Here is a 26,998-nt window from a genome sequence, read left to right on the forward strand (position 1 = left end):
GATGCGCTACCAACTGCGCTACATCCGCATGCTCTCCGCGCTTACCGCGCTGATTGCGAGAACAAACCTTATCCTCATTCACCGCTTGTATCCAAATCGGCAGTTCACGGCACTTGGTGCGGGTTGGTTAATGAGGTTTCAGCGATGTAATTCTCGGGAGCCGCACGCGATTCAAGGTGTCAAACTAGGCAGGGGAAGGCTCTCTTGGGGGGGAAAGTGGTTGTGGCCTGCGGATTCGTCCGTGGCGCTCCATCCGTGTAATCTAGCAACTCGTTCGGTCCTATGGCTCAGTGGAAGAGCGTTCCGTTCACACCGGAAAGGTCGCTGGTTCGATCCCAGCTAGGACCACAACGCAAACCGTCAGGAAACTGACGGTTTTTCGTTTTGCAGGGCGCTACGCCTTTGTTGCCGTGCCCTCTACGTGCCCTCCTGTGGGTGATTCAGCTGCAGCAGGGTCATTGACCATTGGGGTGGGGTCTTAGGCCTGGCGGGGCTGGCGCGATTTGTCGCGCATATAGTAAGTTTGATCACATCCGGGGCAATCCCGCTCCGGTGCACCAGGTCAGAGTTACGGGTTTGGACTCCCGCTGGCCTAGAGAGAGATCCAGCCTGTCGGGTAGGGGTGCCACTTGGCCCTGATGATCCGATGGAGAGTTACAAGTGGTGCACCCACCCAATATCCGGTGGGAGTAGGCAGGACACATGGGATGGCGATCCCCCTGCCGAAGCGACAGCGGTGCCCAACTTCCATTAAAGAATGGAGGTGGGCTGACGCATGTCTGCACCACTTATCGAAGACGATTTGCAGGTCTTCACCAAACGGGAAGTCGCTGAACGACTCAAAACTTCCACCCGCACTATTGAGCGCCTCGTTGCTCGAGGCGAACTGCGTCCCATACCGGCTTGTGTCGGTAGAAACGTTGTCTTTTCGGCTCGTGAGCTGCGTGAGTACATCTATGGGGGTGCTGCGTAATGTCCAGCATCTTTCCCCCTTTGACCTATAGCCAGGTTCTTGCAGGGACACAGGGCTCTGATTGGACCATAAAATGCGTTGATGTGAACGAGGGGCGTGGGTCTGCAGCGCCGTCTGAATATGCGGTCCTCACACGTCGGAAGCTACGCCCAAACCGTCTACCCAAAATGGTCGATAGGTCGGGGTTCTCAAAGAACCCCGACCTCGAACTACTCGGAAACCAAGCTCTAACCAGGGGAGATTCAATCCGGCCAATATCCCCTATGGGAGGCGAGAATGGCCGGGCCGGATCGGGCCGGTCCTCGTCGCTTGTGCAGAGGTCTGCTCCAGGGCCTGCTATCGAGGGCTGTAGCGGGGGTGATGACGTTGCGTTTGGTGATCTGGCAACGGTGCGTGCGATGAGTACGGGCCGGGACACCATCATCGTGACCTACGACACCGAATTCACTACATATACGCTTGACTCCGGTGAGAGTGTACGGGTGGTTAATTCCTACCAGTTCGCTTGCATTGACCCTGCTGACAGGGACTTTTGTTGGCAGGTGGTGATGCTTCCGCTCGCGAATCAGCGTATTTCAATTGAGGATGCTCTGTACATCGTGGTTCAGGAAGCTGAGCTCTGGAAATGCGTGCCGGAGATGAGAAGCCGGGGGTACTTCAAGAAGAAGTTTTACCGGTTCAACGACGGCAAGCTCAATTACGAGCGGTCGAAGCGTGAGCTGTTCAAACTTGGGGCCCTCAACATCACGCTGGTCGGTCATTATTTGCAGGCTGATCTGACGGCGTTCGCACGGCCCGCGAAGCAGCGTAGCGGTGGTGAGAAGTACAACGACCCTCTGCGCCAGGTAAACAACGCCTCTGGTGGTCTTGTAAGTCTCAAGCCCCTCCGTCTCGTATGGCGAGATGGACGGGGCGATTGGTGGATGCCTTTGCGCATCACTGTTCGGGACACGATGGGGCAGGCTCCGCCCGACAGCAAGAGGCTTGAGGACTTGGGGGCAGTCTGTGGTGTGGAGAAAATCTCTGTTGCAGACGACATCAAGAGCGACATGGGTCTGATGTTGCGCGAGGATATGCAGGGGTTCCTGGAGTACGGCATCCAGGATTGTGTAGTGCCATTGGAGTACTTGGGCATGGTGTGGGGTGACAACATTGAGCCTCCGGTAACGCTATCTGGTGGCGGAGCTAGTGCAGTGCGCGCTGGTGTAGGCCGCTACTGGGGGATCGGTAATGCTGCAGAGCTAACCGCGCGCTTGCAGGGGTTGGTGGCCATTGACCGGGAGGACGTGGTCGATGATGACCCGCACAAGCTGCAGTACTACGTGCAGCGTGAGCTGCAGCCGATTGACGGGCATGCGGGCATGCTCCACTTCGGGGCCGCGCAGGCTTTTCACGGTGGGCTCAACACGTGCCCGATTGTTGGCTACTACAAGGATCTGACGATCGATGTGGACGCTCAAAATGCATACCCGACTGCGATGGCGATGGTGGTAGATCCTGATTTTGAGGCTGGCGCCATTTCCAGGATCGTTGAGGACCACACCTTCACCGAAGGTGATTTCCCGGGCGGGTTTGCTACCGGTTTGGTGGCCTACTGCGAATGGGAATTCCCTGAGCACGTGCAGCACCCGTGTTTGCCCGTCTCATACAAGGGATCTGTGTTGTACCCACGCACTTCTCGGGGACTCGGATCTTCGTTGGGTGTGGGGATGGACGGGACGAACTTCCAGGCAGCCTTCGAGGGCGTGTGGTTGATGGGGCCCGAAATTTTATTGGCGGTCAAGTTGGGGGGCTCGCGTGCGTTGCCAAGTTGGATACTTCACCAGTGTTTACAAGGTCGGTGGTGAAGATTCCCGCGCTCTGCGCTCGGCACTGCGAATGATGGTCGAGGATCGTGTACGAGCGAAAAAGAAGCACGGAAAGAAGTCGTTGCAGGAGCTTGTAATCAAGGTTGCCACGAACTCCGTGTACGGCAAGCTTGCCCAGGACGTGAGTGACCGTTCGGCCTGGGATTCTTGGGTCCAAGAGATGGAAAATATCGGTGGTTCTGCCATTACCAGTCCGTATCACGCATCAATGACCACCTCGATTGTCCGCGCCCAGTTGTTGGCCGTCGCAAACCAAGTCGCAGACGTGTACTCGATCACCACAGACGGCTTCATTACGGGTCGCGCTGTCGCCGAAATTGAGGCACTTGACCTCTACGGTCTTGCGAGTGAGCTGCGTGACGCTCGTGAGTACCTCACCGGCGATCCTGGCATTTGGGAGGTTAAACACTCCCAGAATGATCTATTGAATCTGACCACGCGTGGCAATGTGTCCCGAGAGGACGGTGGAGTCTTAGCGAAGGCTGGGATAAAGGTTCCAGAAGGCATTGAGCGTGGGAGCATAGAGGAGCGGGTCTGGTTCTTTGACGCCGCGGTCTCTCGCGAAGGAAAGGTGGCGTTCAGCTACACGGACTTTCCCAAGTTCCGGGACCTGTCACACGCCACCCGCCGGAAGGATTTTATAGCCGGTGAAGTGGTCAAGCGCGTGTCCCTGGACTACGACCTCAAGCGCAAACCTCGGTTTGAGACGATGCGCGCGATCATGGTGAATCATGGGGGTCGTGCCTACGAGGTGGCGTGCTTCGAGACTGAGCCGTGGGACAGCGTTGTCGACTACAAGCGGGCAAAGGACATCGCGAAGCACATCGTGAAACAGCGCCCTGGCACTAGCGAGGCTGATGGTGTCGAAGGTTGCTTGCGGACGGTCGATGAGTGGGGGGACTTTCAGCGCCGTTATGAGGCTCGTAAACGAGCAGCTGGGAGACGCCCCTACGTTTTCACTGCGGGTGCCGACACGCTGAAGAAGGTTGTTGCTGGGAGGCGTGACGGGCGATGGTCCGTGCCGACGCTGGACTCAAGGAACGTGTCGGTGAACGAAAAGGTGGAGTGGCTCTCGAACCTAGGATACGGCCCTTTTACCCGGTCAATGTGGGACCACATGAGCAAGAAGGATCGGCGGAAACAGGTTCTTGATGACATCAACCCTGGCGACGTTGAAGAGGCTGTTGAGCTGATGCAATCGCTTGACGTATTGGAAGTTACCGAACAGCGGGACGCCGCTTAGGGCTGCGTAGCCGTGCTGGACATAACAGGAGTAAAAATGACATTTAAGGCAAGTGAGTCTGCCCACGTAACCGAGTTGCGCAAGCAGCTCGAAGATGCAATCAAATCTGATGCTGCTGCCAAGGCGAAGGCTCGTAAGCGGCTAGAGCGGCATGCGTCTAGGTGGGAGCGGGCGAGATTCGAGCTATACGATGGTGATGAAGCTTCGGCGTGTGACGCAGTTCTTGGGTTGGTTCGTGATTTGCGTGCTGACTTTGAAGACAATGAGGGGTTAGAGGTTGCGCGTAACGAGTTAGCTGAGAAATTGGCTCGGTCTGAGCGTGCCAAAAAGGCTGCGCGTAAGCGTTCTAGAGGCACTCCCACCCGGCAGCGGGTGGTTGCTGGTGAGGATGGGTCCAATACCTCCGTGCACGGGTTGTCTGAGGAGGAGTTCGCTGCCGAACAGGCCCGGGCCTTTGAGGCGGCTCAGGTTGGTGTCCCTGAGCAGATTGAGACGCGTCGGAACGGGTTCCGGGCAGGAGGTTACGGTAGTGAGTAACACCTGCTCTGGAAGGTTGGGCTGTGCTCAGCGAGGCGCGCTAGCGCCGATGCACGCCGCGCAAGCGGCGTGGGGGTTTCTAAGGGGGCTTGACCCCCTTAGCAAGCATCGTTTTTGGTCTGCGCCGAAGGCTGGCAGCCAAAAACGTTGCTTGCCGTCTTTGTATTTCGACTCTTGGGGTGTGGTGAAGCATGAGACACACTGAGGGGCCCGAGGGTCGAAATACAACTGCGGCGCGAGTGACTGTACGCCTGACCGAGAAAGAGAAGCGGTCCTTGGACCGACTCGTTGAGGCGTACGGTTCGAGTGGCGCAGGGGTGATGCGGGCCGGGTTGAAGGCCCTAGGCCAGTTGGATGGTCGCACGGGAATACAGCCCACCCAGCACGCACTGCTTAGCTCCGAGGCGGTGGCTGACGTCGCCGGCTTGCGTCTCGCGGTTAACCGTCTGGGCAACAACCTCAACCAGGCTGTGCGCCGGTTGAATTCGGTGCAGGATGCGCAGACGGCACAGGAAGTGCGTGAGCAGCTTCGGTTCATCAATGACACCCTGGATAAGCTCCTGGGTGTGCATCTGACAGGTGGTGGTGTCGATGCCGTTCACTAGCGTGTCGCCCGTACGGGCGATGAAGGGGTATCTGACGTACGCGTTGGTCAATACGATGGGGGAGCTTCGAGGCGTGGGCTTTGAGTCCACTCTCGGTGGCTCCGTCGCGGAAATCACCGCGAACACCAGAGCGCTCCTGGCGTCGGGGCCTAAGCGTCGTAAGCGGGAGGGGTACGCGGTGCTGATTAGCTTTGACCCGAAGGAGTTCAATCCGCACGACGCCGGAGATGTGCAGCGGGCGAAGGAGCACGTGCTGGAGACCTTAGATCGCTTCGCGCACAACGTGCCGTACGTAGTGATCTTCCACAACGACCGTGGACATCTGCACGCGCACGTGTTTCTAGCGAACCACGACCTAAAGACCGCGAAGAGCTTTCAGGGTGGTGTGCACAAAAAGCTGGCCAAGGCATCGGACGAAGTGGCCTCAGAGATGGGCATCTCGGTGATCCAGAAGACTGGTGGCAAACGCGATCCGCACAAGGTTCGTGCAGAGCGCGAGGGGGAGTCCTTTCCGAGCGACGATGAGCTCGTTGCACGTCCTATCGCTGAGCTGGACCGGAAAACCTGGAAAGCTGCGTTGAAGGCGCAAGTCGATGCTCTGATCCGCCACCCTGAGGTGGACTCCTTTGAGGCGTTGGAGTTCTTCGCTCAGCGCCAGTCGATTTCAGTGAGGACCAAAGGCAGCGACAACGAGGTTGCTGCTGGTACTGCTGGAGTCTCCTTCGCGTTTGTGAACGGGGGAGACGTGGTCACACTGGCCCCTTCAGGGCGTTCAAAGCGCGCGACCAAGATGCGCTCGACAGGGCGCAAGCTCGGTGGTGAGCGCTACAAGAATGTGGCCGGGATCAATGCACTGATCGCTGAGGCCCACGCCCCTAAGCAGCACACTCCCAAATCGCAGGTCGATTACAGTCCGCGAAGCATTTTCGACCGCAAACCTTCAGGCAAGTCGGTATACGAGCGTGTGCAGCAACAACAGAGGGGTTCGGCTCAAAATGAGGTTCTAGAACGGCTCCGACGCAGCAGACAGCGAGGTTTTGGTGATGACTAAGATGCCGGTTGTGATTAAAAACGGTGGTAAGCGGCTATCCCGATCCGAGATCGTGGCAAGGTTGCAGGAGTTTGCAGTTCGTTGGCGCGGGATTCTGGACAACCCAGGCGTGGAGCAGGCCAACATTGAGCAGCGGCATGCTCAGACGTACTGGGCCGAGCTCTACGGCTGCTTCGGGTTGGATGCTGCGTCTGTTGCCATCTACGAAATGTACGCTGAGCGTGCTGGTTCGGTGGGGTTGGGGAGGGTGGATCTCTTCCAGCCCTCGGTTGTTATCGGTGAAGCGAAAAGCCCAGGTGTAAACCTCGACGTCGCGGTCCGGCAGGCCACCGAGTACCTGGTAGGCGGGTCGATCAAGCCGCACGAGGTGCCCCGCTACATCCTGTGCCACAACTTCGAGTATCTGCGGAATGAGTAGGAGGTCTGGTGATGGATGAAGTCCTCAAAGGAGTCGGTCCTCGGCTGCGGAGCATCCGCCTGTCGCGTGACCTGACGTTGGGCGACGTGGCCGAGGCAACAGGCTTGTCGGTCTCGACATTGTCACGACTGGAATCAGGGGGCCGGAGACCCACACTGGAGCTGCTGCTCGCGTTGTCCGCCCTGTATGACCTACCCCTGGACGATCTGGTGGGAGCCCCGCCAGTGGGAGATCCACGGGTCTATCCGCGTCCTCTACGGCGCAACGGCATGACGGTGGTGCCCCTGACGCACTTCCCGGGCCCGCAGCAAGCGCTGAAGATGGTGATTCCCAGCACGAAGTCGACGCCCGCCCTTCGCCGACACGATGGCTACGAATGGCTTTACGTTCTGTCTGGCGAACTACGGCTCATCGTCGGGGACCATGACATGTTACTCACGGTGGGACAGGCAGCTGAGTTCGACACCACCACACCGCACTGGTTCGGTAGCACTGGGACATCGGCCGTGGAGGTCCTCAGCCTGCTGGGACTCCAAGGGCGGAGAATCCACCTCGCTGGCTCGGTGGAGGCCAACTCAGGCGCGGCGATGCACAACCGCGTGGACGAGCTGCCCTGACAGCCAGATGCCCACTCCGTAGGAAGTGTGGGCGCGCAGGCTGCCGAGCCGTGCTTGCTTGGGATTGGGGGTCTTGGCCGCCGCCACGCCCATCCCGAAACAAGGCTGCATGAGCAGCCAAGGCGCCCCCAGCGTGGCCAGTCCCCATGCTACCGCGGGTATGAAACGCGGCCGCTCGAGCCAGCCTGGATCAGCGGCGGCCAGCGCAACGGCGAAGCCCGTCCCGATGGCGTAATGGGCCGCCCAGCCCAACTCCTTCTCGTGAGGGACGGGCTCGGCTGCCATGATCGGATCGTGCCGGAAGACACCGGCGGGCATGTGCCCAAGCCATCGACCAACCATCGCGTAGTCCAATGACTTGGAGCCACGAGTACGGCGCAGTATTTCCGCCACCCCGTCCATCACGATGGTTGCTCCCACGCCGACAGCAGCAGCTTGGACAAGTTCTCCGACACCGATACGCATGACCTGCACCTCTCGTAGACAGTTCCATTACCGACAGTTCCATTACCGCACACTACCAAAAGAGCCCGCAACTGTTTTTGCTGATTCAGCAAACGTTGATCAACGTGCCCGGTCAGTACACCTGGCGCTCCCTGGCTGCGGGCCCGCCCTGGTGCATCCAGGGCGGGTTTCCTATGTGCGCCGCCAGTGCATCGCATCTGGTGGCAGCAAGAGCTCGGCCCAGGCGCGCTGTGAGCCGCTGTGAGCCCGCGAGATGACCTCGTGGCTGCGTCCTTGGCGCAACAGCTCTCCAATGACCCGTGCAGGCGTGTAGGAGGGCATCTCAGCGCTTGCTTGGCGCAGTGCCTGCAGCGTCCAGGGGGTAATACCCTCCTGCAGCGCGATAAGCGCCCACATGCCCAGGGCGTGCGCTCGTGCTTCGCCGTGGGTGGTCTTGGCGACGTGCATCAACAGCCCTGCGGTTTGCTGCGGGTGGTCGAGCGCTTCGGTGATCAGGCAGTCGCTGATCTTGCTCACGCTCAGTGCTGCGATGAGCACTTCAAGCTCATGCGGGTCATCGACCAGCACAATCTGCGGGCATGAGTGTGTCGGCTCGATCAGCTCGCTGGCCACAGCACTGCGCAGCACGTCACGGGCGGCGTAGACCAGATCGACAGCGCGATCAGCGTTGCCGTCGTTGAGGTCCATCAGCGCCCGGTGCGCCCTGCGCAGCGCGCTGGTTGCCACATCCACCACGGCGTTGGCGGTGGCGAACTCTTGTGAGGCTGCTTTGCTGTGCACGCCTGTCAGCGCTGCTAAGTCCTCGGAGTACTCCCAGTAGCCGGCAAACGTCGCGAAGTTCGCCGCTGGGCGCACGCCACAGTTGTGTAGCAGGCGCATGTGGTCGTTGTCTTCCGGGTCGGCCACCGACCCGAACATCACAGGCGGTCTGCGCACGTCGTAGCCCAATAGCCCTGGTGTGGCGAACACCAGCGAGAATGACTCACCGTGGGCAATGTCTGCCACGTGCCAGCACGCCTCGATGAGGTTGGTGCCCAGCACTTGGGCCACATAGGCGTGCTCGGTGATGTCATCGACCTGCTGCGTCTCACGATGCGGGGTCACGATCACGGCGAAGACGTGAGGCAGTCTGCGCAGGTCACGAAACATCGCGTGCTGCCAGTTTTGGCTCAACACCTGCTCTAGGCCGACATAGGCCAGCTCAACGGGTTGCAGCGCATCGTCTAGCCAGTCCAGGCCGACCAGCACTAAGGCATCGCGCGGGAAATAGGCGAACATGCCTGGGATCTGCGCGATCATCCGACCTGGGAAGAACCGCTGTGGCACAGCTGGCCCGCTCATAGGCCAAGCTCCTGCAGGGTCATATTCGCCCCGTCAGCGGCGCTATTGAGCAGCTGTCTGCTCAGCCCGTGCGCCATGATCTTGTCCAACAGGCGCGTCAGCCTATGCTCTGGCTCGGTGTCCACCGCAGCGTCGAGTGCGGCACGCGCTAGCCCTGCCAAGTCTTCGTTGGTGGCCAGCATGGACCACAGGCACAGCGCGTTGGCACGCACAACGCCGTCGAAGCAGGTAGCGACAGCAAGCAGGATCTGGCTTGCACGCTGTGGGTTGTCGAGCACGACGGTAATCAGTGCGTCGCGCAGTTTACTGCTGGTCAGACACGCTACAAAGGTGGTCAGCTCGTCGGTGTCGAGTAGCACCAGCGGATCGGGGATCTGCGCGGGCACAATCATTGCAGGCTGTGCTGTTTCGATGGTGAGCATCGCTTGGGCCACCAGCGCGCGGGCGGGGTCGTGAACACCATCAGCCCAGGCATCGAGCACCTCACTGCCGTGCAGCTTCGCGTCGGCGGCAACCTGGTCGTAGCGCGACTCACGGTGCGTGGCGAGCGCAAAGTAGCCCATCATGTCATCGCGGCTCAGCTCCGGCAGCACGCCGTGTTGCGCAAGCTGCGCCATTGCAGGCGAGGCCATGATGCTTGCGACGTCGCCTTCATAAAAGCGCGGGTCATCCACCATCGACGGCTGCTGACCGTACTCAAGGTGGTAGCGCTCGCCCTCGGCAACATCGGGCACAGACCAGATAGCGTCGATGAGTTCATCAACGTAGGCGACGTACAGGTGATCCAGTGCGTTGAGCACGACCGGGTGGTGGCGGTGGCGGGTGATAATGACGCCGAGCACCACGTTGTAGTCGCCGGTGATGCGCCGAAAACGCTCACCAAATGCGTCCTCTGTGACCTGGTCGAGGTCAAGGCGCATTGCAGGGCTGGTCTCCACATAGCCGCCGTCGCGGTTGAAGCACAGCACCACCAGTGATTCTTGCGGGTAGAACCCGAGTAAGCCGGGGATTAAGGCGATCACATCGCCGGGGGTCGAAATAGGTTGCTGCTCCATGATGTCTCCTCACACGTGCAGATGACCCGCACACTGGCCATGCGCGGGGAACCACCGTGGGTTCAAAATCTGCTTGCTCGCAGCTATTGCTGCGAGATGTGGGCCTGGGCGGGGCAGCAGCGCACAGGGCGCCACCAACGCCTTGATAATCGTGTGTTCACGGGGAGGGCGTTGGTGGCGCAGCTGTTCGGAGCACTAGTTCCGTGCTGCTTTACGTGCTAGCTCAGCGGAGCGGCCACCTGCGTGCTGGTAACGCATCGCGGCGTTGACGTCGTTGTGGCCGAGACGGGCCATAATCTCTTTCAACGTCGCTCCGGATTGGGCATAGCGGGTGCCCTGGTAATGGCGCAGTGCGTGGAAGGTGAGGTCTGGCCTTCCTGCTGCGTCCCTGGCTTTCTCCCATGGGTCCTGAAGGGTCGTCATCGGCATAGGTTTCGTACCGTCGCGGTTGGTCCAGATGTACGCATCAGGGCTCTTGTCAGCGATGTAGTCGGCAATGGTGGTGGCGTCTTTGCCGAAAATCTCCACATGCCGGACGGACGCGAGGGTTTTCGGCTCGCCGACACCCCGAGTGCCGTCCTTGGCCTCGTAGAGCGACTTGTTGACGGTGATATCGACCGATGCGACTTCGCCTGATTCGTCTCTGACCACTGCAATGTCGTTGGTCTTTAACGCCAGGATCTCGCCCTTACGAAGTCCGCCTGCCGCTGCGATTACTGCGATCACCTCGTATTTGGTCGGGAGCACCTCCAGAATTTTCTCCAGCTCGTCATCAGTGGGTGGGGTGACCTTTTTGCCGGTTGAGGCGCGGCTCCCTCCTTTGACGGTGCACGGGTTCACCGTGATCAGGCCATCTTCGACGGCAGTCTTGAGCACCGACTTCATAAAGTCGTACTGCTTTGCCAGCGACGTGCGATGCCCATCCTGCTGCTCTTCGATGTACCAGCTACGTACAGCGTCAGGTGTGATGTGGGGGATTGGGGTGTTTTTCCAGTAGGCGAGCTTGCCGGTTGCCAGGTACCGCTCGTATTCCGCCTTGCTCGTCGGCTTCAGTGGCTCGCCACGGCTGTTTGTGCGCTCTCTAATCCACTTGGTGGCATATGTGCCGAACGGGATCTGCTTCGCGGCTTCACGGGCCTTCTGTGCGTCGATTTTGGCTTTCTCTTCGGCTGCGAGCGCCTCGCGTTCGTCAAAGGGGATGAAAGTGCCGTTGGCAATCTCGGTTTGTACCCGAGCTAGAAAGACTTGAGCCTCGGATTTGAGGCGGAATGTCGTTGGGGCCGAGTGACGCTCTCCCTTGTAGGAGAAACGCGCTTGCCAGTTTCCGCTGGGGAGTTTGCGAATGGTGCCGAATGAACTCATGAGGGGTCCTTTCTGTAGGTTGGGCGTGCCCTCTGCGTGCCCTCTAGTTTGTCACGGTTTGTCACGATCTGTCGTGGTATGTCGTTAAACATGCAGGTAAGAACGTTATCGACAGCCCTCACTATAGCAGACGTAGCTAATTCGATCCCAGCTAGGACCACAACGCAAACCGTCAGGAAACTGACGGTTTTTCTTTTTCTTCAGGCAGTCAGGCTGGGGTCTGCGATTCCTAGCTGCCAATATTGGGGGTTTTGTGCCAGTGTGGGAACTATTCGGCCGTTTTAGGCGACTACTCATTTCGAGTGCGAAAATTACGCACTCAATAGTTTGAACAAGGAGACGAAATGCCCAAACCTGCACATTGCAGGCAAGTTGCACGAGTGGGCGGTATTGCTGCCGCGGCGTTGGCAACTGCTCTGGTTACCTCGGCTCCCGCGGTTGCGCATGACGTTGTTATCGGATCCAACCCCGAAAACAAGTCTGTGGTGCAGGACTTTCCTGAGCGGATCGAGCTGGAGTTTTCTGGCGAGCCCAAGGAAGGTTTCAATACCGTCGCCATCTCACGTACGGAGAATGGAAGCACGGATGTGCTGTTCACCGGCGAACCGGTAATTGAGGGCCGAAACGTCACACTCGACCTTCCGCCAGATCTGCAGCCGGAGGCCGGAGACTACAAAGTTGGCTTCCAAATCGTCTCGTCCGACGGACACGCAACTAAGGGCATGACCTCGTTTAGCTATCAGCCAGATGGCGCTGGCTCGCAATCGCAACAGGATTCGACCGCTACTAACGCTGCAGAAACGAATGAAAACTCAAGCGTTTCTGCTCTCTGGCTGCTTGCCCTTGGCACCATCGTGCTTGCGGTCATCGCGGTGTTGGCCGTGACGAATCGTTCGAAGAAGAGCAAGACCATAACTGATGACGTGCGCAAAGGCGCGCAGTAAGGAAACATGATGAAGAATCGTTTGATGGCCACGGCAGTTGTCGCTGCTTTCGCTTTGACCCCGGCGCTGACCGCCTGCTCTAGCGACTCTAATGAGGCGGCAACCGACACAGCTACCTCGTCCGCTGCAACGTCGGCAAGTGAGACTGCCACGGATGCTGCCGCCACCTCGGACGTTGAACTCGTCGATGGCACTGTGCGTGCAAAGGCTGCCAAGGACGCAGAAAATGGCAGTGATATGACGGCGATCTTTGGCACCTTGAAAAATGGCACGGATGAAGACATCCACGTGATTGGCTTCACTACCTCGCTGGGTGAAGCCATGTACGAAATTCACGAGGTTGTGGATGGCGTCATGCAGGAGAAGGAGGGGGGCATCGTCATTCCGGCCGGTGGCACTTACGAGCTGAAGCCGGGCGGTGACCACTTCATGGTGATGGGCCACCCGGACGAGATTCCTGCTGGAGACACCGTTGATGTCACGCTGCTGACTGAGGGTGGCACCACCATTGATATTCCGGAAGTAGCCGTCCGTACCATGCTGCCGGGCGATGAGGACTACGGCGAGGATGGCCAGGTCATGGACCACAGCCAGCACAAGCACGGCGACGATGCAGCGCATGGCGAACACGCCGAGCACAGCGAAACCGCTGAGCACAAGCACTAGGAGGAGCGAATTCAATGGTTGAGCCACAGCGTGGCGGAGTTTCCCGCCGGGTGTTTCTGGCCGGTGCGGCTGGGGTGGCGGGGGTTGCGTCATCAAGCATGGCGCTCGTTGCGTGTAGCGGTGAGGATGATCGCGAAACTGCATCACGGGCACTTACCGAATCAACTATCGCATTCGATGGCGCTCATCAGGCAGGCATCCAAACGACTACACAAGCGAATCTCAACCTCGTTGGGTTCAACCTCAAAGACGGCGTGGAGGCCGATGGAATCCGCCGTCTTATGCGGTTGTGGACGGAAGATGCGCGAGAGCTCGTCTCCGGCCGCAACCCTTTGTCAAGCCTTGAGCCAGAAATGGTAGACAAGCCGGCAAACCTGACGATCACATGCGGGCTAGGCGAGCGAATCTTTGACGTTGCCGCCCCCGAAAGTAAGCCGGCGTGGCTGCACGACATTGAGTCGATGCCACGGGAGAAACTCGTTCCAGAGTGGGGACAAACCGATATCGTTCTCCAGATCTGCTCGGATGACCCGATGGTGTGTGCATGGGTAATGCGCCACATGACCCGCGCAGGGATGGACTACGTAAAAACTGCGTGGGTGCAGCAAGGGTTCATGAACGCCTACGGCAATATTCCGAAACGCCAAACCCCGCGCAACCTCTTCGGTCAAGTCGATGGAACCGTCAACCCACATTCGGACGATGAATTCGCGGAGCAGGTGTTTCACGAGGATGGCTCTTCCTCACTGGTAGTGCGCCGGATCGCGATGGATCTCGACGATTGGGAGCGGCTCGACCGGGCTTCACGCGAGGAGTCTGTCGGCCGCAGGTTGAGCGACGGTGCCCCGCTCACTGGCGACAGCGAATTCGACAAACCAGATCTCGATGCAATTGATGAATACGGTCTGCCCGTCATTGACAGGAACTCGCACATGGCGCGAGCAATGCCGCCGAAGGACCATCCGGAGCAGCGTTTCTTACGCAGACCGTACAACTACAACCTTCCGCCGGATCCGAACTCGAAAGGTCTCTCAAATGCAGGCTTGGTCTTTCTGACTTTCCAGAAGGACCCGGATACCCAGTTCACTCCGGTGCTTCGCCGCCTGCTGGAGATGGATCGCCTTAACGAATGGACGACTCACATTGGTTCCGCGGTGTACTGGGTGCCACCGGGCACTGTGGAGCCGGGTAGTGGTAACTCCGGTGATACGTACTGGGGCGAAGCCGTACTTTCCGGCACTCGGGGGTAGAATCCCTATCGACCGGCGTGCGTCTGCGCCGTCGGGACAGTGAACAGCACGATGGGGTTGCGTCCAGGTATGACGCAGCCCAATGACGCGCAAAGGAGCGCACGACACCTATGTCAAACGAAGCAGTAGTCGAGTTTGCAACGTTCGAGGTCCCCGCAGGCACCGCCGTGGGTGCAGCGATGCGGGAGTTGAACTTGCCAAACAAGGGCGACGACGCCGTCGTTTGCGTCTTGGATGCAGAGGGCGAACTCAAAGATCTTTCCCACGTGCCGGAGCAAACCGCCACGTTCACTCCTGTCCCGGCAAACACTGAGCTTGGTCGCTCTGTTATCCGCCACTCCTGTGCGCACGTACTTGCACAGGCTGTTCAGACGGAGTTTCCGGGAACCAAGCTGGGCATTGGCCCTGCGATTGAAGATGGCTTTTACTACGACTTTGATGTCGCCGAGCCGTTTACGCCTGAAGATCTGAAGACGCTTGAACGGCGTATGAAGAAGATCATCAAGCAAGGCCAGAAGTTTGTCCGCGGTGTCTACGTATCCGTGGAGGAAGCAGCCGAGGATCTCAAGGATGAGCCGTACAAGCTCGAACTGATCAACGACAAGGGCAACGTCGACCCAGATTCTGACGAAGCTACTGAAATCGGTGCAGGCGAGCTGACCCACTACGACAACGTCAATCCCCGTACGGGCGAGGTGGAGTGGCATGACCTGTGCCGTGGCCCGCACGTGCCAACGACGAAGTACATCCCGGCATTCGCACTGACCCGTTCGTCCGCTGCCTACTGGCGAGGCGACCAGGACAACGCTGGTCTGCAGCGTGTCTACGGCACGGCGTGGGAGTCGAAGGAAAAGCTCGACGAGTACATGACCATGCTCGAGGAGGCTGAGAAGCGCGATCACCGCCGTCTTGGCAATGAGCTGGATTTGTTCTCCTTCCCAGACGAGGTCGGTTCTGGTCTTCCGGTATTCCACCCGGACGGTGGCATCGTGCGTATGACCATGGAGCAGCACTCGCGTGAGCGTCACGTGGCAGCCGGCTACTCCTTCGTCAACACCCCGCACGTGACCAAGGGTGACCTTTTCAAGAAGTCTGGTCACCTGGATTGGTACGCGGACGGCATGTTCCCGCCGATGAAGCTCGACGGTGAGGTTGACGCCGACGGCAACGTGACTAAGCAGCCGGTGGACTACTACGCCAAGCCGATGAACTGCCCGATGCACAACCTGATCTTCGACTCTCGTGGTCGTTCCTACCGCGAACTTCCGCTGCGTTTGTTCGAGTTCGGCACGGTGTACCGCTACGAAAAGTCTGGTGTGGTGCACGGTCTGACTCGTGCTCGTGGCTTTACCCAGGATGATGCTCACATCTACTGCACTGAGGAGCAGCTGGAAGAAGAGCTCACCAGCGTTCTGGAGTTCATCATCTCGCTGCTGCAGGACTACGGTCTGGATGACTTCTACCTCGAACTGTCCACGAAGGACCCGAAGAAATACATTGGCGACGACGACATCTGGGAGCGTTCCACGAGCATTCTCGAGTCGGTGGCGAAGAAGTCTGGCCTTGAGCTGGTTCCGGACCCTGCCGGCGCCGCTTTCTATGGCCCGAAGATTTCGGTGCAGGCACGCGACGCCATCGGTCGCACCTGGCAGATGTCGACCGTCCAGTTGGACTTCAACCTTCCTGAGCGCTTTGACCTGACCTACACCGCCTCTGACGGTTCGAAGAAGCGTCCGGTGATGATCCACCGTGCACTCTTCGGCTCGATCGAGCGTTTCTTCGGCGTGCTGCTCGAGCACTACGCGGGTGCGTTCCCGGCATGGCTGGCGCCACACCAGGTTGTGGGTATTCCGGTTGCTGATGCGTTTGCCGACCACCTTGATGGGGTCGTCGCAAAGCTGCGCGAGCGCGGTATTCGTGCAGAGGTTGACCACTCGGACGACCGCATGCAGAAGAAGATCCGTACGCACACCACGAACAAGATCCCGTTCATGCTGCTTGCGGGTGAGCGTGACGTTGATGCCAACGCTGTGAGCTTCCGCTTCCTTGATGGCACGCAGATCAACGGCGTGAATGTCGATGAGGCAGTGGAGATCATCGCGGACTGGATCGCGGCGAAACGTAACGATCAGCCGAGTGAGGCAAACGTTGCAGCCCAGCGGCAGTAATCATGGCGAGGACCCCTACATCGATACCGGTGTAGGGGCTCCTGACCGTCTTGTACGTCTGTGGGCGCCCTACCGGTCGAGTTACATTGCGTCGGCGCCGAGATCGTCGAAAAGCAATGACCCGTTTCTAGAGATACCGAAACTCAGCGACGAAGACGGATTGATTATTGCCCGTGGCACGCGTGTGTACGCGGTGTTGAACCTGTATCCGTACAACGCGGGACATCTCATGGTTGTGCCGTATCGCAAGGTCGCGGAGCTTGAAGCGCTTGACGACGAAGAAACAACCGAACTGATGGCATTTGCCAAGCATGCGGTAAAGACGCTGAAGCATGTGTCGAGCCCAGAGGCGATTAACGTCGGTTTGAACCTGGGCAAAGCGTCCGGAGGGTCGGTTGGAGATCACCTGCATCTGCATGTGGTTCCGCGCTGGTCAGGCGACTCGAATTTTATGACTGTGCTTTCCGGAACCAAGGTTCTGCCGCAGCTCCTGCGAGAGACTCGCGAGCTGCTGGCGCAGGGGTGGCGCGAGGTCGAACAGGGCGAGGGGAGAAGCCACGATGCTTAGTGTGCATGGGCGTAAACCGGCAGCTGTTGTCGTGGAACCGGTGGCGAAGGGCTTGTTGAAAGCCGGCGTCACGCCGAACATGATCACTCTTGCCGGCACGATTGCCACGATGCTGGCGATGATGGTTCTCATCCCGACGGATCATCTCGTGTGGGCAGCGGTGTTGAGCACGATTTTTGCAGCGTGTGACATGGTGGACGGCACCATGGCGCGATTACGTGGTGGTGGGACGGCCTTCGGCGCAACACTAGACGCCAGTTGTGACCGTCTCACGGACGGCGCCCTGTTTGGGTCGATCGCTATGTGGATGGTCTACGTTGCGGACTTGTCTGCGGCCCATGTTGCAGCCTGCCTAGCTGTGTTGGTCCTCTCGCAGGCGATCAGCTACATCAAGGCTCGCGCTGAAGCCGGCGGCATCAGCGTCGTCGGCGGCCTCATTGAACGGCCAGAGCGTTTGATCCTTGCTTTGGGCGGGCTAGCGCTCGAGGGGTTTGGGGTGCCCAACGCTGTCGTGGTGTCAATTTGGCTTCTGTTAGCAGGGTCGCTGTTTACCGTGGCGCAGCGGCTGGTCTTCGCCGCGCGAGACGATCAGGCGAACGCGAAGATGGCGCCACCAGCAGGGGCGTAGATGAGCGGCATTGGAAAGCGTGTGTCTTCGGCGGGTTACATCGCCGGGTGGAAGATCGTCGGGGCGCTGCCGGAACGCATAACGCGTCCGTTAGCTGCTGCTGGTGCGGATTGGGTATCAAACGACGGCGCCGGAATGGACATGCTGCGCCGCAATCTCACACGCGTCGTCGGTGCAGAAAACGTCACCAAGGAGCTGGTGCGTGACAGCGTGCGTTCCTACGCAAGGTATTGGCTCGAAGCTTTCCAACTGCCTCGCATTGCGGATGATCCAAACTTGGATGAGCGACTCACTGCAGGTCTGGTTGGTAGGGAGTATTTGCAGGAGTCGATCGATGCTGGCAACGGGGTCGTACTGACTCTGCCGCATTCCGGGAATTGGGATATGGCGGGAATGTGGCTTGCAAAGCATTACGGAACGTTTACAACGGTTGCTGAGCGGCTCAGGCCTGAGAAGCTGTTTGATGCGTTCGTGGAGTATCGCGAAAGCCTGGGTTTCGAAGTGCTTGCCCTCACCGGGGAGAAAACTCCTCCCTATGCAAGGCTCAAAGAGGTCCTCCAAGGCGGGGGCATCGTGTGTTTGATGGGAGAGCGTGACCTCGGACGTCGAGGTGTGCCAGTGACATTTTTCGGCGAGGATACGACTTTTCCTGTAGGGCCAGCAAAGTTGGCATTGGAGACAGGCGCGAGCCTTCACACAGTGCATACGTGGTTTGCAGGTTCGCAGACGGATCCTCGCTGGGGGATGAGCGTTGCACCTGCGCTGAAAGTAACCACGCTTGAGCGAACGGTGCAGGCAATTGCAGACGAGTTCGCTGTCGCGATTGCCCACCACCCGCAGGATTGGCACATGCTGCAGCCGTTGTGGCCTGTCGATGTCCCGGTTCGCGGGAGGCGCTGGGCGCTCGACAACCGTTCAGACATCTCAAGGGAGACCTAGCCGATGCGGGTTGGGCTAGTCTGCTCCTATTCTTTTGATGAACCTGGTGGGGTTCAAGCGCATGTCCTTGACTTGGCGGAGCGGTTGCGGGAAATGGGACATCACAGTGAAGTCCTTGGCCCTGCATCTGCCGATACGCCGTTGCCTGAGTGGGTAACTCGGGGCGGGCCAGCGGTTCCGATTCCTTACAACGGTTCTGTTGCGCGCTTGTCGTTTGGCCCGCGAGTAGTGAGGACGACCAAGCGATTCATCGAACTCGGCGATTTCGACGTGCTGCATATCCACGAGCCAAATTCGCCGGGCTACGCCATGGTTGCGAACCGAATAGCCGCGGGTCCGATCGTGGCTACCTATCACACCTCTGCGGAGAGCTCCTACGCGCTGAAAGTAGCACTGCCTGCGTTGCGAGCGAACTTGGAGAAGATTCGTGCCGGAATCGCAGTGAGCGAGTTGGCATGGCAGTGGCAGGCAGAGCAGATTGGCACTGACCCTGTGATCATTCCGAACGGAGTTGACACGCGACGCTTCGCGCGGGCTCGTGGTGTGCGCAATGACTCTTCAGACGTGGAGGTTGTGTTCCTTGGGCGACTCGACGAGCCACGTAAAGGCCTCGATGTGTTCTTGACTGCACTGGAGCGTCTTCCGCGCCTTCCTCAGGTGACGGTGATGGGCGGAGGTGCTGCACGCGAAATGGACGGGGTGCGTTTCGCTGGGAAGGTTACGGAGGATGAAAAGGTCGAGATTCTCGGCCGCGCCGACATTTTTGTTGCCCCGAACCTCGGTGGCGAGTCGTTTGGCATCATTCTGGTCGAAGCAATGGCGGCGGGGTGTGCCGTGGTAGCCAGCGATATCCCTGCTTTTGCCGCCGTTGGCTCTGACGCTGCGGCCTTCTTTCCGCCGGGGGATCCCGATGCTTTGGCGCAGCAGTTGCAGCTGCTTATCGACGACGCCACTTACCGCAACGACTTGATTAACCGAGGCGTACGTCGCGCCACGGAATTCGATTGGTCAGTGGTGGCGAACCGTGTTTGCGCTGTGTATGAGGCTGTTTCCTACAACGAGAAGGTGAGGATTGAGCGATGACATTTGGTATCGTGCTTCTCGTCGTCGCGCTGATCTTCGTTGTCATCGTGGCTGTCTGGGCGTTTCACACTGCGCAGCGACTTCACCGATTGCATATTCGTTTGGATAGGTCCCGTGATGCGCTGCAGGCTGCTCTTGATTGCCGCTGCGCTGTAGTTGCGGCGCTGTTTCCCGAGCTCGCGCAGCAGGCTCACGAAACGGAGGCGCTTCGGTTCAGCTCGAAGGATCTTCGGCTGCGTCTTGGCGCTGAGGGGGATCTGATGCAGGCGGTCAGGGAGTCGTCGCAAAGCAGTGGCGACGTACCGGCTGAACTCCGTGATGCACATACCCGAGTAGAACTCGCCCGGCGATTCTATAACGATGCGGTTGCGGATACGTTGGCGCTGCAGTTGCGACCTCTGGTGCGGTTTTTCCGTCTTGGCGGTACGGCGGTAGTGCCGCAGTTTGCCACCGACGGCCAGTAACAGCGTATTTGTGCAGCTGGCGTATACTTGCGCTCTGTTAACCGTCAACAGAGGAATGAAGGGGTGCTCGATGGCAGGCCACTCAAAGTGGGCAACGACCAAGCACAAAAAAGCGGCGAACGATGCAAAGCGTTCCAAGCTCTGGGCGAAGATGATCAAGGATATCGAGGTCGCCGCCCGCACAGGCGGCGGTGACCCCGCTGCTAACCCGACCCTCGATGACATGATCCGCAAGGCGAAGAAGGCCTCGGTCCCCAACGACAACATCGAGCGCGCTCGCAAGCGTGGCTCCGGCGAGGAAGCCGGCGGATCCGACTGGGAAACTGTCATGTACGAGGGCTACGGCAACAACGGTGTTGCTGTGTTGATTGAGTGCTTGACCGACAACCGCAACCGTGCCGCAACCGAGGTACGTACCGCCATGACCAAGAATGGTGGCAACCTGGGCGAGTCCGGTTCTGTCGGTTACATGTTTGAGCGCACCGGTGTGGTCACGATCAAGAAGGGTGATCTCTCCGAAGATGACGTGCTGATGGCAGTGCTCGACGCCGGCGCTGAGGAAGTCAACGACCTCGGTGAAGAGTTCGAAATTACCTGCAAGCCGACTGACCTGCCTGCAGTGCGTGAGGCCCTGATCGGTGAAAGCATCGAGATTGAAGACGCTGGCCAGGAATTCCGTGCTGACGTTCAGGTCGATCTTGATCTCGAAGGCGCACAGAAGATGATGCGCCTGATCGACGCGTTGGAAGATTCCGACGACGTCCAGAATGTCTACACCAATATGACGATCTCTGACGAGGTTGCAGCGCAGCTCGACGCATAACACTTCGTCGTGAACCGGCGCGCCCTCTTCGGGGGCGCGCCTTTTTCGCACGTTGTGGTAGAACATATGTGTCATGAGCGAAGGAGTGATTGCGTGAACCTCGAAGGACTACGGGTGATGGGAATTGATCCCGGTCTGACGCGTTGTGGCTTGTCTGTTGTGCAGGCAGGTCGTGGCCGCCAGATCATTCCCGTAGCAGTTGGCGTCGTGCGAACTCCCTCAACCGCGGAGCTTGCGGAGCGCCTGCTCAGAATCTCTCGGGCGGTGGGCGAGTGGATGGATGATTACCAGCCCGATGTTGTTGCTATGGAACGTATCTTTGAACGTGGCAACGTCTCCACGGTGATGCACACAGCGCACGCTGTCGGTGTCATGGTCTTAGCCGCTGCGGAACGTGACATCCCGGTGCACATGTACACCCCTTCAGAGGTAAAGAAAGCAATATCTGGCAATGGACGTGCGGACAAGAAGCAAATGACCACTATGGTCACGCGCATTCTTGGTTTGAGTGAGGCGCCGAAACCAGCAGATGCTGCTGATGCGCTGGCCATTGCAGTCTGTCACTGCTGGCGTGCGCCACTTATCGCTCGAACGCAACATCTCCAACAACTTCAACACCCCAATACGAAGGCGGCAGTGCAATGATTGATTCTCTCAACGGTGAGGTGCTCACTATTGGTCTCGACCATGCGGTCATTGAGTGTTCGGGGGTGGGGTATAGGTTTCTTGCTACACCGCAAACGCTTGGCGGTCTTGTGCGTGGTGAAACGCGTCGAGTGATGACCTCGATGGTGGTCAAAGACGACGGCGTCACCTTGTATGGCTTTGGCGACAATGAATCGCGCGAGATGTTCCATAAGTTGCAGACCGTGACTGGCTTGGGGCCGAAACTGGCTATTGCCGCGTTGTCTGTTTTTGAGCCTGGCGAGCTTTCGACGCATATTGCAAACGGTGACGCGAAGAAGGTTCAAACGATCCCCGGCGTGGGCAAGAAAATGGCCGAGCGCATGATCCTCGAGCTCAAGGACAAAGTTGAAGCGATGTTGCCGGCGCAGTCACCAAACGGTGTGGGGGCTGATACAGCAGCAAAGCCAGCCACCACTTACGCCTCGGAACAGGTTGTGGAAGCGCTGGTCGGACTCGGATTCCCAGAGCGTACGGCACAGTCGGTCGTAGATCAGCTGACAACAGACCAGCCGGATCTCGACGCTTCTGCGTTGTTGCGTCAAGCGCTGACGCATTTGGGCAAGAAGTAGGCTAATGCGCAATGTCTGATGTGGAAAAGACCGAGTTCCAGCTCCCTGAAGGTTTTTCAGCGAAAGCACCGTCGCCTGTCGACGCCAACGTGCAGGCCGACGAACACGATATTGAGCGTTCGTTGCGTCCGAAGTCCATTCAGGAATTCATCGGCCAACCCAAGGTACGAGAACAACTCAGTCTTGTGCTTACGGGCGCCCGAAATCGTGGTGTGACGCCGGATCATATCTTGCTGTCTGGTCCGCCTGGACTGGGCAAGACCACCATGGCAATGATCGTCGCACAGGAATTAGGCACGTCGTTGCGCATGACCTCCGGGCCTGCTCTTGAACGGGCAGGCGACTTGGCGGCGATGTTGTCTAACTTGATGGAGGGCGATGTGCTCTTCATCGATGAGATTCACCGCATCGCACGGCCGGCTGAGGAAATGCTCTATATGGCCATGGAGGATTTCCGTATCGACGTCATTGTTGGCAAGGGCCCGGGCGCGACATCGATTCCGCTAGAGATTCCTCCGTTTACCCTTGTCGGGGCAACCACGAGGGCAGGTATGCTCACCGGCCCGTTGCGTGACCGCTTTGGGTTTACAGCTCAAATGGAGTTTTACGATGTCGACGACCTCACCAAGGTTGTCAGCCGTGCAGCGAACATCCTTGGGGTGCAGATTGATACTGACGCTGCGGTTGAGATCGCCTCGCGTTCACGTGGAACCCCGCGAATTGCGAACCGACTCCTGCGTCGAGTGCGCGACTGGGCTGAGGTCCATGGCGACGGCAGGGTAAACCTGGATGCCGCACGAAGTGCGCTCGAAGTGTTCGATGTCGACGAGCTAGGGCTAGATCGCCTCGACCGTGCTGTGCTTGGCGCCCTGATCAGGGGACATGGCGGTGGCCCGGTAGGTGTAGGGACCCTTGCGATCGCGGTTGGCGAGGAATCCGGCACCATCGAAGAGGTCTGTGAGCCTTATCTGGTGCGCGCGGGACTGATGTCGCGAACAGGCCGGGGCAGGGTTGCTACTGCCGCCGCGTGGGAGCACTTGGGTTTGCAGGCACCTCCCGAAGCGCCTGGGCAGATGCCGCTCTACTAAGCCCACGATTGTGTTGTGCAATGATGGTTTCTCATGGAACCAATTTTGCTCATTGTCATTCTGGCCTTGTTCTTGCTGCCTTCCATCCTCATGATGCGTGGCCAGAAGAAGCGTCAGGCTCAGATTGATCAACTGCGTCAGTCGATTCAGTCTGGCGATCAGATTGTCAACGTTGCAGGCTTCCACGCCACGGTCGTGGAGCACAATGGCGAGACCATGCTTGTGGAGCTTGCCCCGGGTGTAGCCGTGACGATGGATACGGCTGGTGTGATGCGCAAGATTGAGCCTGTGGCACCTGTCGACACAAATGAGGTACCCAACTAAGTTTTTCTGGCCTGATGGCGTAGCATATTTGCGTTGTGCCATCACCGGCTCGCGCGATTGTTTGTGTCCACCGCACCTTGAAAGATGCTGCTGGATCGGCGTGTGCGCCGGTGTAAGGCGGAAAACCCGAGCCTGAACAAAGAGGAGTCTGCTCAGTGTCTACACGCACTCGGCGATCCGGCGAGGCGAAGTCGAAGCGGCAGTGGCCCGCGAAGGCGCTTGCCCTATTCGCTCTCATCGTCATCGGCGTCTACGCCCTTGTATTTTTTACCGGCACGAAGAGTGCTACCCCGAAGCTAGGTATTGACTTGCAGGGCGGTACTCGTGTGACACTGGTGCCGCAGGGTGAAGAGCCTACGTCAGAACAGCTCCAGGATGCTCGTCGGATTCTGGAGAACCGTGTCAACGGCATGGGCGTCTCGGGCGCATCGGTCGTCGTCGATGGCAACACCATCGTGATCGAAGCAGCTGGTGACGATACCTCGGAGATCCGTAACATCGGACAGACCTCCCAGCTGTTCTTCCGACCTGTGCTTGACCCTCCGGCTGCAAACCCAGCTGAAGCAGATAAAGCCATCTTGGATATGGCGAACGAGTGGGTAAAGTACGGCATCTTCACGCCCGAAGAGGGCCAGTCACTGCTGAAACAGTTCGCGGCTCGCAAGGAGCAGGCTGAGAAACAAGCCGAGGAGCAGGCCAAAGCTGCTGAGTCAGGCGATGCAAACAACCCAGAGGTTGGCAAGGACGTCGCGCCAAGCGAGGAAGAAGCGCCAGCAGAGCCGAAGAACGTCCCACAGATTTCCGCTGAACCACTGCCGGAACCGAACGGTCCGGTTGAGGCCGCTGAGCGCCGCCAGGAAACAACCGAAATGCTGCGGAAGACCCGCCAGTCGACTGACCCGACTCAGCAGTACGCTGCGTTGACGTTGATGTCCGCACGCTGCTTCGGCCAGGCAACCGACGCGCTCGCTGGCTCGGATAAGCAAGATCTTCCGCTAGTTGCTTGTGACCCGTCGACCGGTCAGGCGATGCTGCTTGACGAGGTCCCGCTGCTCAGCGGTGTAACAGATCTGGAAGGCCCGCGCCTGACCGGCGAGCAGATTGATACCAGCCGCGCGATTACCGGCGGATACAACCCGCAGTCGGGACAGATGGAGATCAGCTTCGCCTTCAGCCAGGCTGGTGATGTCAACGGTTCCGCTACCTGGGCGAAACTCACCAGTGAGATGCTGCAGAAGCAGATTGCAATCACACTTGACTCCCAGGTGATCTCCGCGCCAGTTATCCAGGGCGCAACCCCAGTCGGCTCCGCAACCTCGATCACGGGTCAGTTCACTCAGGAGGAAGCTGAGGGTCTCGCGAACAACCTGCGATACGGCGCGCTGCCGCTGTCGTTCGCCGGTGAAAACGGTGAGCCAGGCGGAACTGCGATGACGGTTCCCCCTTCACTCGGTCAGGCCTCCTTGAAGGCTGGCCTGTATGCGGGGCTGGTGGGTCTTGCCATGGTGGCGATCTTCGTTTTCGCCTACTACCGCCTCTTCGGCTTCATCTCGTTGGTCACCTTGGCAGCAGCAGGTTTGCTTGTCTACGGCATGCTCGTGTTGCTCGGTCGCTGGATTGGATACTCGCTCGACCTGTCGGGCATCGCTGGTCTGGTCATCGGTATCGGTACGACTGCAGACTCGTTCATCGTGATTTATGAGCGCATCAAGGACCAGGTACGCCACGGCAAGACATTCCGTTCGGCGACCGCGTCCGGTTGGGAACGGGCCAAGGAGACGGTCATCACAGGCAACATGGTGACTCTGATTGGTGCGGTCATCATCTACTTCCTGGCAGTTGGCGATGTCAAGGGCTTCGCCTTCACCATGGGTCTGACAACCATCTTCGACCTGTTGGTCACCTTCCTGGTCACTGCGCCGCTTCTGGTGCTCGCATCTCGCAGCAATTTCTGGTCGAAGCCGTCTGTCAACGGTATGGGTGCCGCATTCCGCACCGCAGAAGAACGCCGCGCTGCAGGTGATCTTGAGGAGGGCGACGGCGTCGTCGTCAAGCAACAAGCTTCCGTGGAAGCATCCGCCGCGAATGAGGAGGCCTAATCATGTCGAGCACTGTAGCTACGACCGAAACCCCCACGACGAAGCGCGGCTTTGCACGTCGCGACCGTGAATCGCTGTATGACGGCTCCGGCGGCCTCGACTTCGTTGGGCACCGCAAGACCTGGTACAGCATCACCCTCGGACTCATTGTGGTCGCGATCCTGGCGATGTTCATTCGTGGCTTCAACATGGGTATCGACTTTGAGGGCGGCACCAAGCTGACGATGCCTGCCGGCGATTTGGTCGCGACCGAGGTCGAGGAAACCTTCGTCGAGGCCACCGGTGTGACACCTGAGCTCACCCAGATCGTTGGCGCTGGCGACGCCCGCACGCTGGAGATCAACTCTGCCCATCTTTCGCAGGAGCAGATCGATGCCGCGCGTCAGGCTATTTTCGATACCTACCACCCACAGGATCACAACGGTGAGCCGAGCGCTGACGCTATCGGTGACTCCACCGTGTCGGAGTCGTGGGGTTCCACGATTACGAACCGCATGCTCCTGGCTATGGTCGTGTTCCTTTTGGCAGCTTCCGTGTATGTCGCGGTGCGTTTGCAGCGCGCGATGGCGCTGGCTGCCATGGGGGCGCTGTTGGTTGATGCCATCCTCATCATGGGTATCTACGCATTGTTCGCCCTTGAGATCACCCCAGCGATGATCATCGGTTTCCTGACTGTGTTGACGTTCTCGCTTTACGACACGGTGATTGTGTTTGACAAGGTCAAGGAGAACACGTCGGGAGTGCTTGATTCTCGACGATCCACCTACGCGGAAGAGGCCAACCTCGCGGTCAACCAGACCGTAATGCGTTCGATTTCCACCTCGGTTATTTCTGCGCTGCCGATCATCGCACTGATGATTGTCGCGGTATGGATGCTGGGTGTGGGTACTTTGAAGGACCTTGCGCTCATCCAGCTCATTGGCGTCATTCAAGGCGTGATCTCCTCGTTGTTCTTGGCCACTCCGATGTTGGTCAGCCTGGTAAACCGCCGTCAGGAGCACAAGGACCACAATGCTGCGGTTGAGGCATTCCGTAGCCGTGGCCAGGTCGAAGAAGTTGAAGAGGAACCGGTCGAAGAGAAGAAGCGCCACGTGGCTACTCCGATTCGACCTGTGGAAGACACGGGTGCATCTTCGACAAGCACCTGGCGTCCGAACGCGTAA

28 protein-coding genes, 1 tRNA gene and 1 pseudogene are annotated in these 26,998 nt (G+C 58.9%); 26 read left to right on the top strand and 4 right to left on the bottom strand.

Annotated elements, in window-relative coordinates; translation table 11 throughout:
• The first annotated feature begins 276 nt into the window (after positions 1 to 276).
• From HMPREF3145_RS09780 to HMPREF3145_RS12150, 10 genes and pseudogenes are all read left to right on the top strand, one after another.
• A tRNA-Val gene (locus HMPREF3145_RS09780) sits at positions 277 to 348 on the top strand.
• A 427-nt stretch (positions 349 to 775) separates the two neighbouring features.
• Positions 776 to 973, top strand: a complete 198-nt coding sequence (locus tag HMPREF3145_RS11525; protein WP_083279511.1) for a helix-turn-helix domain-containing protein — start codon at positions 776 to 778, stop codon at positions 971 to 973.
• A 398-nt stretch (positions 974 to 1,371) separates the two neighbouring features.
• Positions 1,372 to 2,820, top strand: coding sequence for a hypothetical protein (locus HMPREF3145_RS09785; protein WP_070423051.1), 1,449 nt, complete (start codon positions 1,372 to 1,374; stop codon positions 2,818 to 2,820).
• 31 nt (positions 2,821 to 2,851) lie between these two features.
• Positions 2,852 to 4,084, top strand: a complete 1,233-nt coding sequence (locus tag HMPREF3145_RS11950; protein ID WP_070423052.1) for a hypothetical protein — start codon at positions 2,852 to 2,854, stop codon at positions 4,082 to 4,084.
• 36 nt (positions 4,085 to 4,120) lie between these two features.
• Positions 4,121 to 4,621, top strand: a complete 501-nt coding sequence (locus tag HMPREF3145_RS09795) for a hypothetical protein (RefSeq protein WP_070423053.1) — start codon at positions 4,121 to 4,123, stop codon at positions 4,619 to 4,621.
• Positions 4,622 to 4,860: 239 nt separating this feature from the next.
• Positions 4,861 to 5,226 (top strand): plasmid mobilization relaxosome protein MobC, encoded by a 366-nt coding sequence (locus HMPREF3145_RS09800; protein ID WP_070423054.1) that lies wholly within the window; start codon positions 4,861 to 4,863, stop codon positions 5,224 to 5,226.
• A gap of 1 nt (position 5,227) precedes the next feature.
• Positions 5,228 to 6,277: a relaxase/mobilization nuclease domain-containing protein gene (locus tag HMPREF3145_RS09805; protein ID WP_168162465.1), complete on the top strand. Its 1,050-nt coding sequence runs from the start codon at positions 5,228 to 5,230 to the stop codon at positions 6,275 to 6,277.
• Complete coding sequence (locus tag HMPREF3145_RS09810; protein ID WP_141740865.1) at positions 6,270 to 6,695, top strand: type IIL restriction-modification enzyme MmeI; 426 nt, start codon at positions 6,270 to 6,272, stop codon at positions 6,693 to 6,695. Before HMPREF3145_RS09805 ends, HMPREF3145_RS09810 begins: the two co-directional genes overlap by 8 nt.
• Before the next feature lie 11 nt (positions 6,696 to 6,706).
• Positions 6,707 to 6,901: pseudogene (locus tag HMPREF3145_RS12145) on the top strand (helix-turn-helix domain-containing protein); the annotation flags it as partial.
• Positions 6,902 to 6,919: 18 nt separating this feature from the next.
• On the top strand, positions 6,920 to 7,312 hold the full coding sequence (locus HMPREF3145_RS12150; RefSeq protein ID WP_353935778.1) for a cupin domain-containing protein: 393 nt from the start codon (positions 6,920 to 6,922) through the stop codon (positions 7,310 to 7,312).
• On the opposite strand, the gene HMPREF3145_RS09820 is transcribed toward HMPREF3145_RS12150, so the two are convergent.
• The 4 genes from HMPREF3145_RS09820 to HMPREF3145_RS09835 all read right to left on the bottom strand — a co-directional run bounded on the left by HMPREF3145_RS09820 (position 7,271) and on the right by HMPREF3145_RS09835 (position 11,535).
• Positions 7,271 to 7,777, bottom strand: a complete 507-nt coding sequence (locus HMPREF3145_RS09820; RefSeq protein ID WP_070423232.1) for a DUF2938 domain-containing protein — start codon at positions 7,775 to 7,777, stop codon at positions 7,271 to 7,273. The genes HMPREF3145_RS12150 and HMPREF3145_RS09820 overlap by 42 nt on opposite strands.
• A gap of 171 nt (positions 7,778 to 7,948) precedes the next feature.
• The gene (locus tag HMPREF3145_RS09825; protein WP_083279513.1) at positions 7,949 to 9,118 is read right to left on the bottom strand and encodes a DUF4192 family protein; all 1,170 of its coding nucleotides are present in this window, start codon (positions 9,116 to 9,118) and stop codon (positions 7,949 to 7,951) included.
• On the bottom strand, positions 9,115 to 10,173 hold the full coding sequence (locus HMPREF3145_RS09830; protein ID WP_070423059.1) for a DUF4192 domain-containing protein: 1,059 nt from the start codon (positions 10,171 to 10,173) through the stop codon (positions 9,115 to 9,117). Before HMPREF3145_RS09830 ends, HMPREF3145_RS09825 begins: the two co-directional genes overlap by 4 nt.
• Before the next feature lie 195 nt (positions 10,174 to 10,368).
• Positions 10,369 to 11,535: a site-specific integrase gene (locus HMPREF3145_RS09835; protein ID WP_070423060.1), complete on the bottom strand. Its 1,167-nt coding sequence runs from the start codon at positions 11,533 to 11,535 to the stop codon at positions 10,369 to 10,371.
• A gap of 344 nt (positions 11,536 to 11,879) precedes the next feature.
• Here HMPREF3145_RS09835 and HMPREF3145_RS09840 point away from each other — a divergent pair, with 344 nt between their 5' ends.
• The 16 genes from HMPREF3145_RS09840 to secF all read left to right on the top strand — a co-directional run bounded on the left by HMPREF3145_RS09840 (position 11,880) and on the right by secF (position 26,998).
• Complete coding sequence (locus HMPREF3145_RS09840) at positions 11,880 to 12,479, top strand: copper resistance CopC family protein (protein ID WP_070423061.1); 600 nt, start codon at positions 11,880 to 11,882, stop codon at positions 12,477 to 12,479.
• 9 nt (positions 12,480 to 12,488) lie between these two features.
• A complete protein-coding gene (locus HMPREF3145_RS09845) occupies positions 12,489 to 13,145 on the top strand; it encodes a copper chaperone PCu(A)C (RefSeq protein WP_070423062.1) in 657 nt (218 codons plus the stop codon).
• A 14-nt stretch (positions 13,146 to 13,159) separates the two neighbouring features.
• On the top strand, positions 13,160 to 14,395 hold the full coding sequence (locus tag HMPREF3145_RS09850; protein WP_070423063.1) for a Dyp-type peroxidase: 1,236 nt from the start codon (positions 13,160 to 13,162) through the stop codon (positions 14,393 to 14,395).
• Positions 14,396 to 14,505: 110 nt separating this feature from the next.
• Entirely contained in the window at positions 14,506 to 16,563 is a 2,058-nt protein-coding gene (gene thrS / locus HMPREF3145_RS09855; protein WP_070423064.1) for a threonine--tRNA ligase, read from the top strand.
• Positions 16,475 to 17,131 (top strand): ATP adenylyltransferase, encoded by a 657-nt coding sequence (locus HMPREF3145_RS09860; RefSeq protein WP_083279515.1) that lies wholly within the window; start codon positions 16,475 to 16,477, stop codon positions 17,129 to 17,131. Before thrS ends, HMPREF3145_RS09860 begins: the two co-directional genes overlap by 89 nt.
• A complete protein-coding gene (pgsA, locus tag HMPREF3145_RS09865) occupies positions 17,124 to 17,759 on the top strand; it encodes a phosphatidylinositol phosphate synthase (RefSeq protein ID WP_070423065.1) in 636 nt (211 codons plus the stop codon). Before HMPREF3145_RS09860 ends, pgsA begins: the two co-directional genes overlap by 8 nt.
• Complete coding sequence (locus HMPREF3145_RS09870; protein ID WP_070423066.1) at positions 17,760 to 18,698, top strand: phosphatidylinositol mannoside acyltransferase; 939 nt, start codon at positions 17,760 to 17,762, stop codon at positions 18,696 to 18,698.
• Positions 18,699 to 18,701: 3 nt separating this feature from the next.
• A complete protein-coding gene (locus tag HMPREF3145_RS09875; RefSeq protein ID WP_070423067.1) occupies positions 18,702 to 19,781 on the top strand; it encodes a glycosyltransferase family 4 protein in 1,080 nt (359 codons plus the stop codon).
• A complete protein-coding gene (locus HMPREF3145_RS09880; RefSeq protein WP_070423068.1) occupies positions 19,778 to 20,245 on the top strand; it encodes a LemA family protein in 468 nt (155 codons plus the stop codon). Before HMPREF3145_RS09875 ends, HMPREF3145_RS09880 begins: the two co-directional genes overlap by 4 nt.
• A 70-nt stretch (positions 20,246 to 20,315) precedes the next feature.
• Positions 20,316 to 21,068: a YebC/PmpR family DNA-binding transcriptional regulator gene (locus HMPREF3145_RS09885; protein ID WP_070423069.1), complete on the top strand. Its 753-nt coding sequence runs from the start codon at positions 20,316 to 20,318 to the stop codon at positions 21,066 to 21,068.
• A gap of 93 nt (positions 21,069 to 21,161) precedes the next feature.
• Entirely contained in the window at positions 21,162 to 21,713 is a 552-nt protein-coding gene (ruvC, locus tag HMPREF3145_RS09890) for a crossover junction endodeoxyribonuclease RuvC (RefSeq protein WP_070451330.1), read from the top strand.
• Positions 21,710 to 22,324, top strand: a complete 615-nt coding sequence (gene ruvA / locus HMPREF3145_RS09895; protein ID WP_070423071.1) for a Holliday junction branch migration protein RuvA — start codon at positions 21,710 to 21,712, stop codon at positions 22,322 to 22,324. The genes ruvC and ruvA overlap by 4 nt, the downstream gene beginning before the upstream one ends.
• 11 nt (positions 22,325 to 22,335) lie before the next feature.
• Positions 22,336 to 23,412 (top strand): Holliday junction branch migration DNA helicase RuvB, encoded by a 1,077-nt coding sequence (ruvB, locus tag HMPREF3145_RS09900; protein ID WP_070423072.1) that lies wholly within the window; start codon positions 22,336 to 22,338, stop codon positions 23,410 to 23,412.
• A 33-nt stretch (positions 23,413 to 23,445) separates the two neighbouring features.
• Positions 23,446 to 23,736, top strand: coding sequence for a preprotein translocase subunit YajC (gene yajC / locus HMPREF3145_RS09905; RefSeq protein ID WP_070423073.1), 291 nt, complete (start codon positions 23,446 to 23,448; stop codon positions 23,734 to 23,736).
• Positions 23,737 to 23,891: 155 nt separating this feature from the next.
• Positions 23,892 to 25,835 carry a protein translocase subunit SecD gene (secD, locus tag HMPREF3145_RS09910; RefSeq protein WP_070423074.1) on the top strand — a complete coding sequence of 648 codons (1,944 nt, stop codon included), beginning with the start codon at positions 23,892 to 23,894 and terminating at the stop codon, positions 25,833 to 25,835.
• Positions 25,835 to 26,998: a protein translocase subunit SecF gene (gene secF / locus HMPREF3145_RS09915; protein WP_371325716.1), complete on the top strand. Its 1,164-nt coding sequence runs from the start codon at positions 25,835 to 25,837 to the stop codon at positions 26,996 to 26,998. Before secD ends, secF begins: the two co-directional genes overlap by 1 nt.

The organism is Corynebacterium sp. HMSC05C01 (genome assembly GCF_001807155.1).
Taxonomy (GTDB): Bacteria; Actinomycetota; Actinomycetes; order Mycobacteriales; family Mycobacteriaceae; genus Corynebacterium; species Corynebacterium coyleae.

Excerpts from the sequence above, each read along its gene's own strand:
- HMPREF3145_RS11525 (WP_083279511.1), top strand. The coding sequence starts at position 776 with ATGTCTGCACCACTTATCGAAGACGATTTGCAGGTCTTCACCAAACGG.
- HMPREF3145_RS09785 (WP_070423051.1), top strand. The coding sequence starts at position 1,372 with ATGAGTACGGGCCGGGACACCATCATCGTGACCTACGACACCGAATTC.
- HMPREF3145_RS11950 (WP_070423052.1), top strand. The coding sequence starts at position 2,852 with ATGATGGTCGAGGATCGTGTACGAGCGAAAAAGAAGCACGGAAAGAAG.
- HMPREF3145_RS09795 (WP_070423053.1), top strand. The coding sequence starts at position 4,121 with ATGACATTTAAGGCAAGTGAGTCTGCCCACGTAACCGAGTTGCGCAAG.
- HMPREF3145_RS09810 (WP_141740865.1), top strand. The coding sequence starts at position 6,270 with ATGACTAAGATGCCGGTTGTGATTAAAAACGGTGGTAAGCGGCTATCC.
- HMPREF3145_RS09820 (WP_070423232.1), bottom strand. The coding sequence starts at position 7,777 with ATGCGTATCGGTGTCGGAGAACTTGTCCAAGCTGCTGCTGTCGGCGTG.
- HMPREF3145_RS09825 (WP_083279513.1), bottom strand. The coding sequence starts at position 9,118 with ATGAGCGGGCCAGCTGTGCCACAGCGGTTCTTCCCAGGTCGGATGATC.
- HMPREF3145_RS09830 (WP_070423059.1), bottom strand. The coding sequence starts at position 10,173 with ATGGAGCAGCAACCTATTTCGACCCCCGGCGATGTGATCGCCTTAATC.
- HMPREF3145_RS09835 (WP_070423060.1), bottom strand. The coding sequence starts at position 11,535 with ATGAGTTCATTCGGCACCATTCGCAAACTCCCCAGCGGAAACTGGCAA.
- HMPREF3145_RS09840 (WP_070423061.1), top strand. The coding sequence starts at position 11,880 with ATGCCCAAACCTGCACATTGCAGGCAAGTTGCACGAGTGGGCGGTATT.
- HMPREF3145_RS09845 (WP_070423062.1), top strand. The coding sequence starts at position 12,489 with ATGAAGAATCGTTTGATGGCCACGGCAGTTGTCGCTGCTTTCGCTTTG.
- HMPREF3145_RS09850 (WP_070423063.1), top strand. The coding sequence starts at position 13,160 with ATGGTTGAGCCACAGCGTGGCGGAGTTTCCCGCCGGGTGTTTCTGGCC.
- thrS (WP_070423064.1), top strand. The coding sequence starts at position 14,506 with ATGTCAAACGAAGCAGTAGTCGAGTTTGCAACGTTCGAGGTCCCCGCA.
- HMPREF3145_RS09860 (WP_083279515.1), top strand. The coding sequence starts at position 16,475 with ATGAGGCAGTGGAGATCATCGCGGACTGGATCGCGGCGAAACGTAACG.
- pgsA (WP_070423065.1), top strand. The coding sequence starts at position 17,124 with ATGCTTAGTGTGCATGGGCGTAAACCGGCAGCTGTTGTCGTGGAACCG.
- HMPREF3145_RS09870 (WP_070423066.1), top strand. The coding sequence starts at position 17,760 with ATGAGCGGCATTGGAAAGCGTGTGTCTTCGGCGGGTTACATCGCCGGG.
- HMPREF3145_RS09875 (WP_070423067.1), top strand. The coding sequence starts at position 18,702 with ATGCGGGTTGGGCTAGTCTGCTCCTATTCTTTTGATGAACCTGGTGGG.
- HMPREF3145_RS09880 (WP_070423068.1), top strand. The coding sequence starts at position 19,778 with ATGACATTTGGTATCGTGCTTCTCGTCGTCGCGCTGATCTTCGTTGTC.
- HMPREF3145_RS09885 (WP_070423069.1), top strand. The coding sequence starts at position 20,316 with ATGGCAGGCCACTCAAAGTGGGCAACGACCAAGCACAAAAAAGCGGCG.
- ruvA (WP_070423071.1), top strand. The coding sequence starts at position 21,710 with ATGATTGATTCTCTCAACGGTGAGGTGCTCACTATTGGTCTCGACCAT.
- ruvB (WP_070423072.1), top strand. The coding sequence starts at position 22,336 with ATGTCTGATGTGGAAAAGACCGAGTTCCAGCTCCCTGAAGGTTTTTCA.
- yajC (WP_070423073.1), top strand. The coding sequence starts at position 23,446 with ATGGAACCAATTTTGCTCATTGTCATTCTGGCCTTGTTCTTGCTGCCT.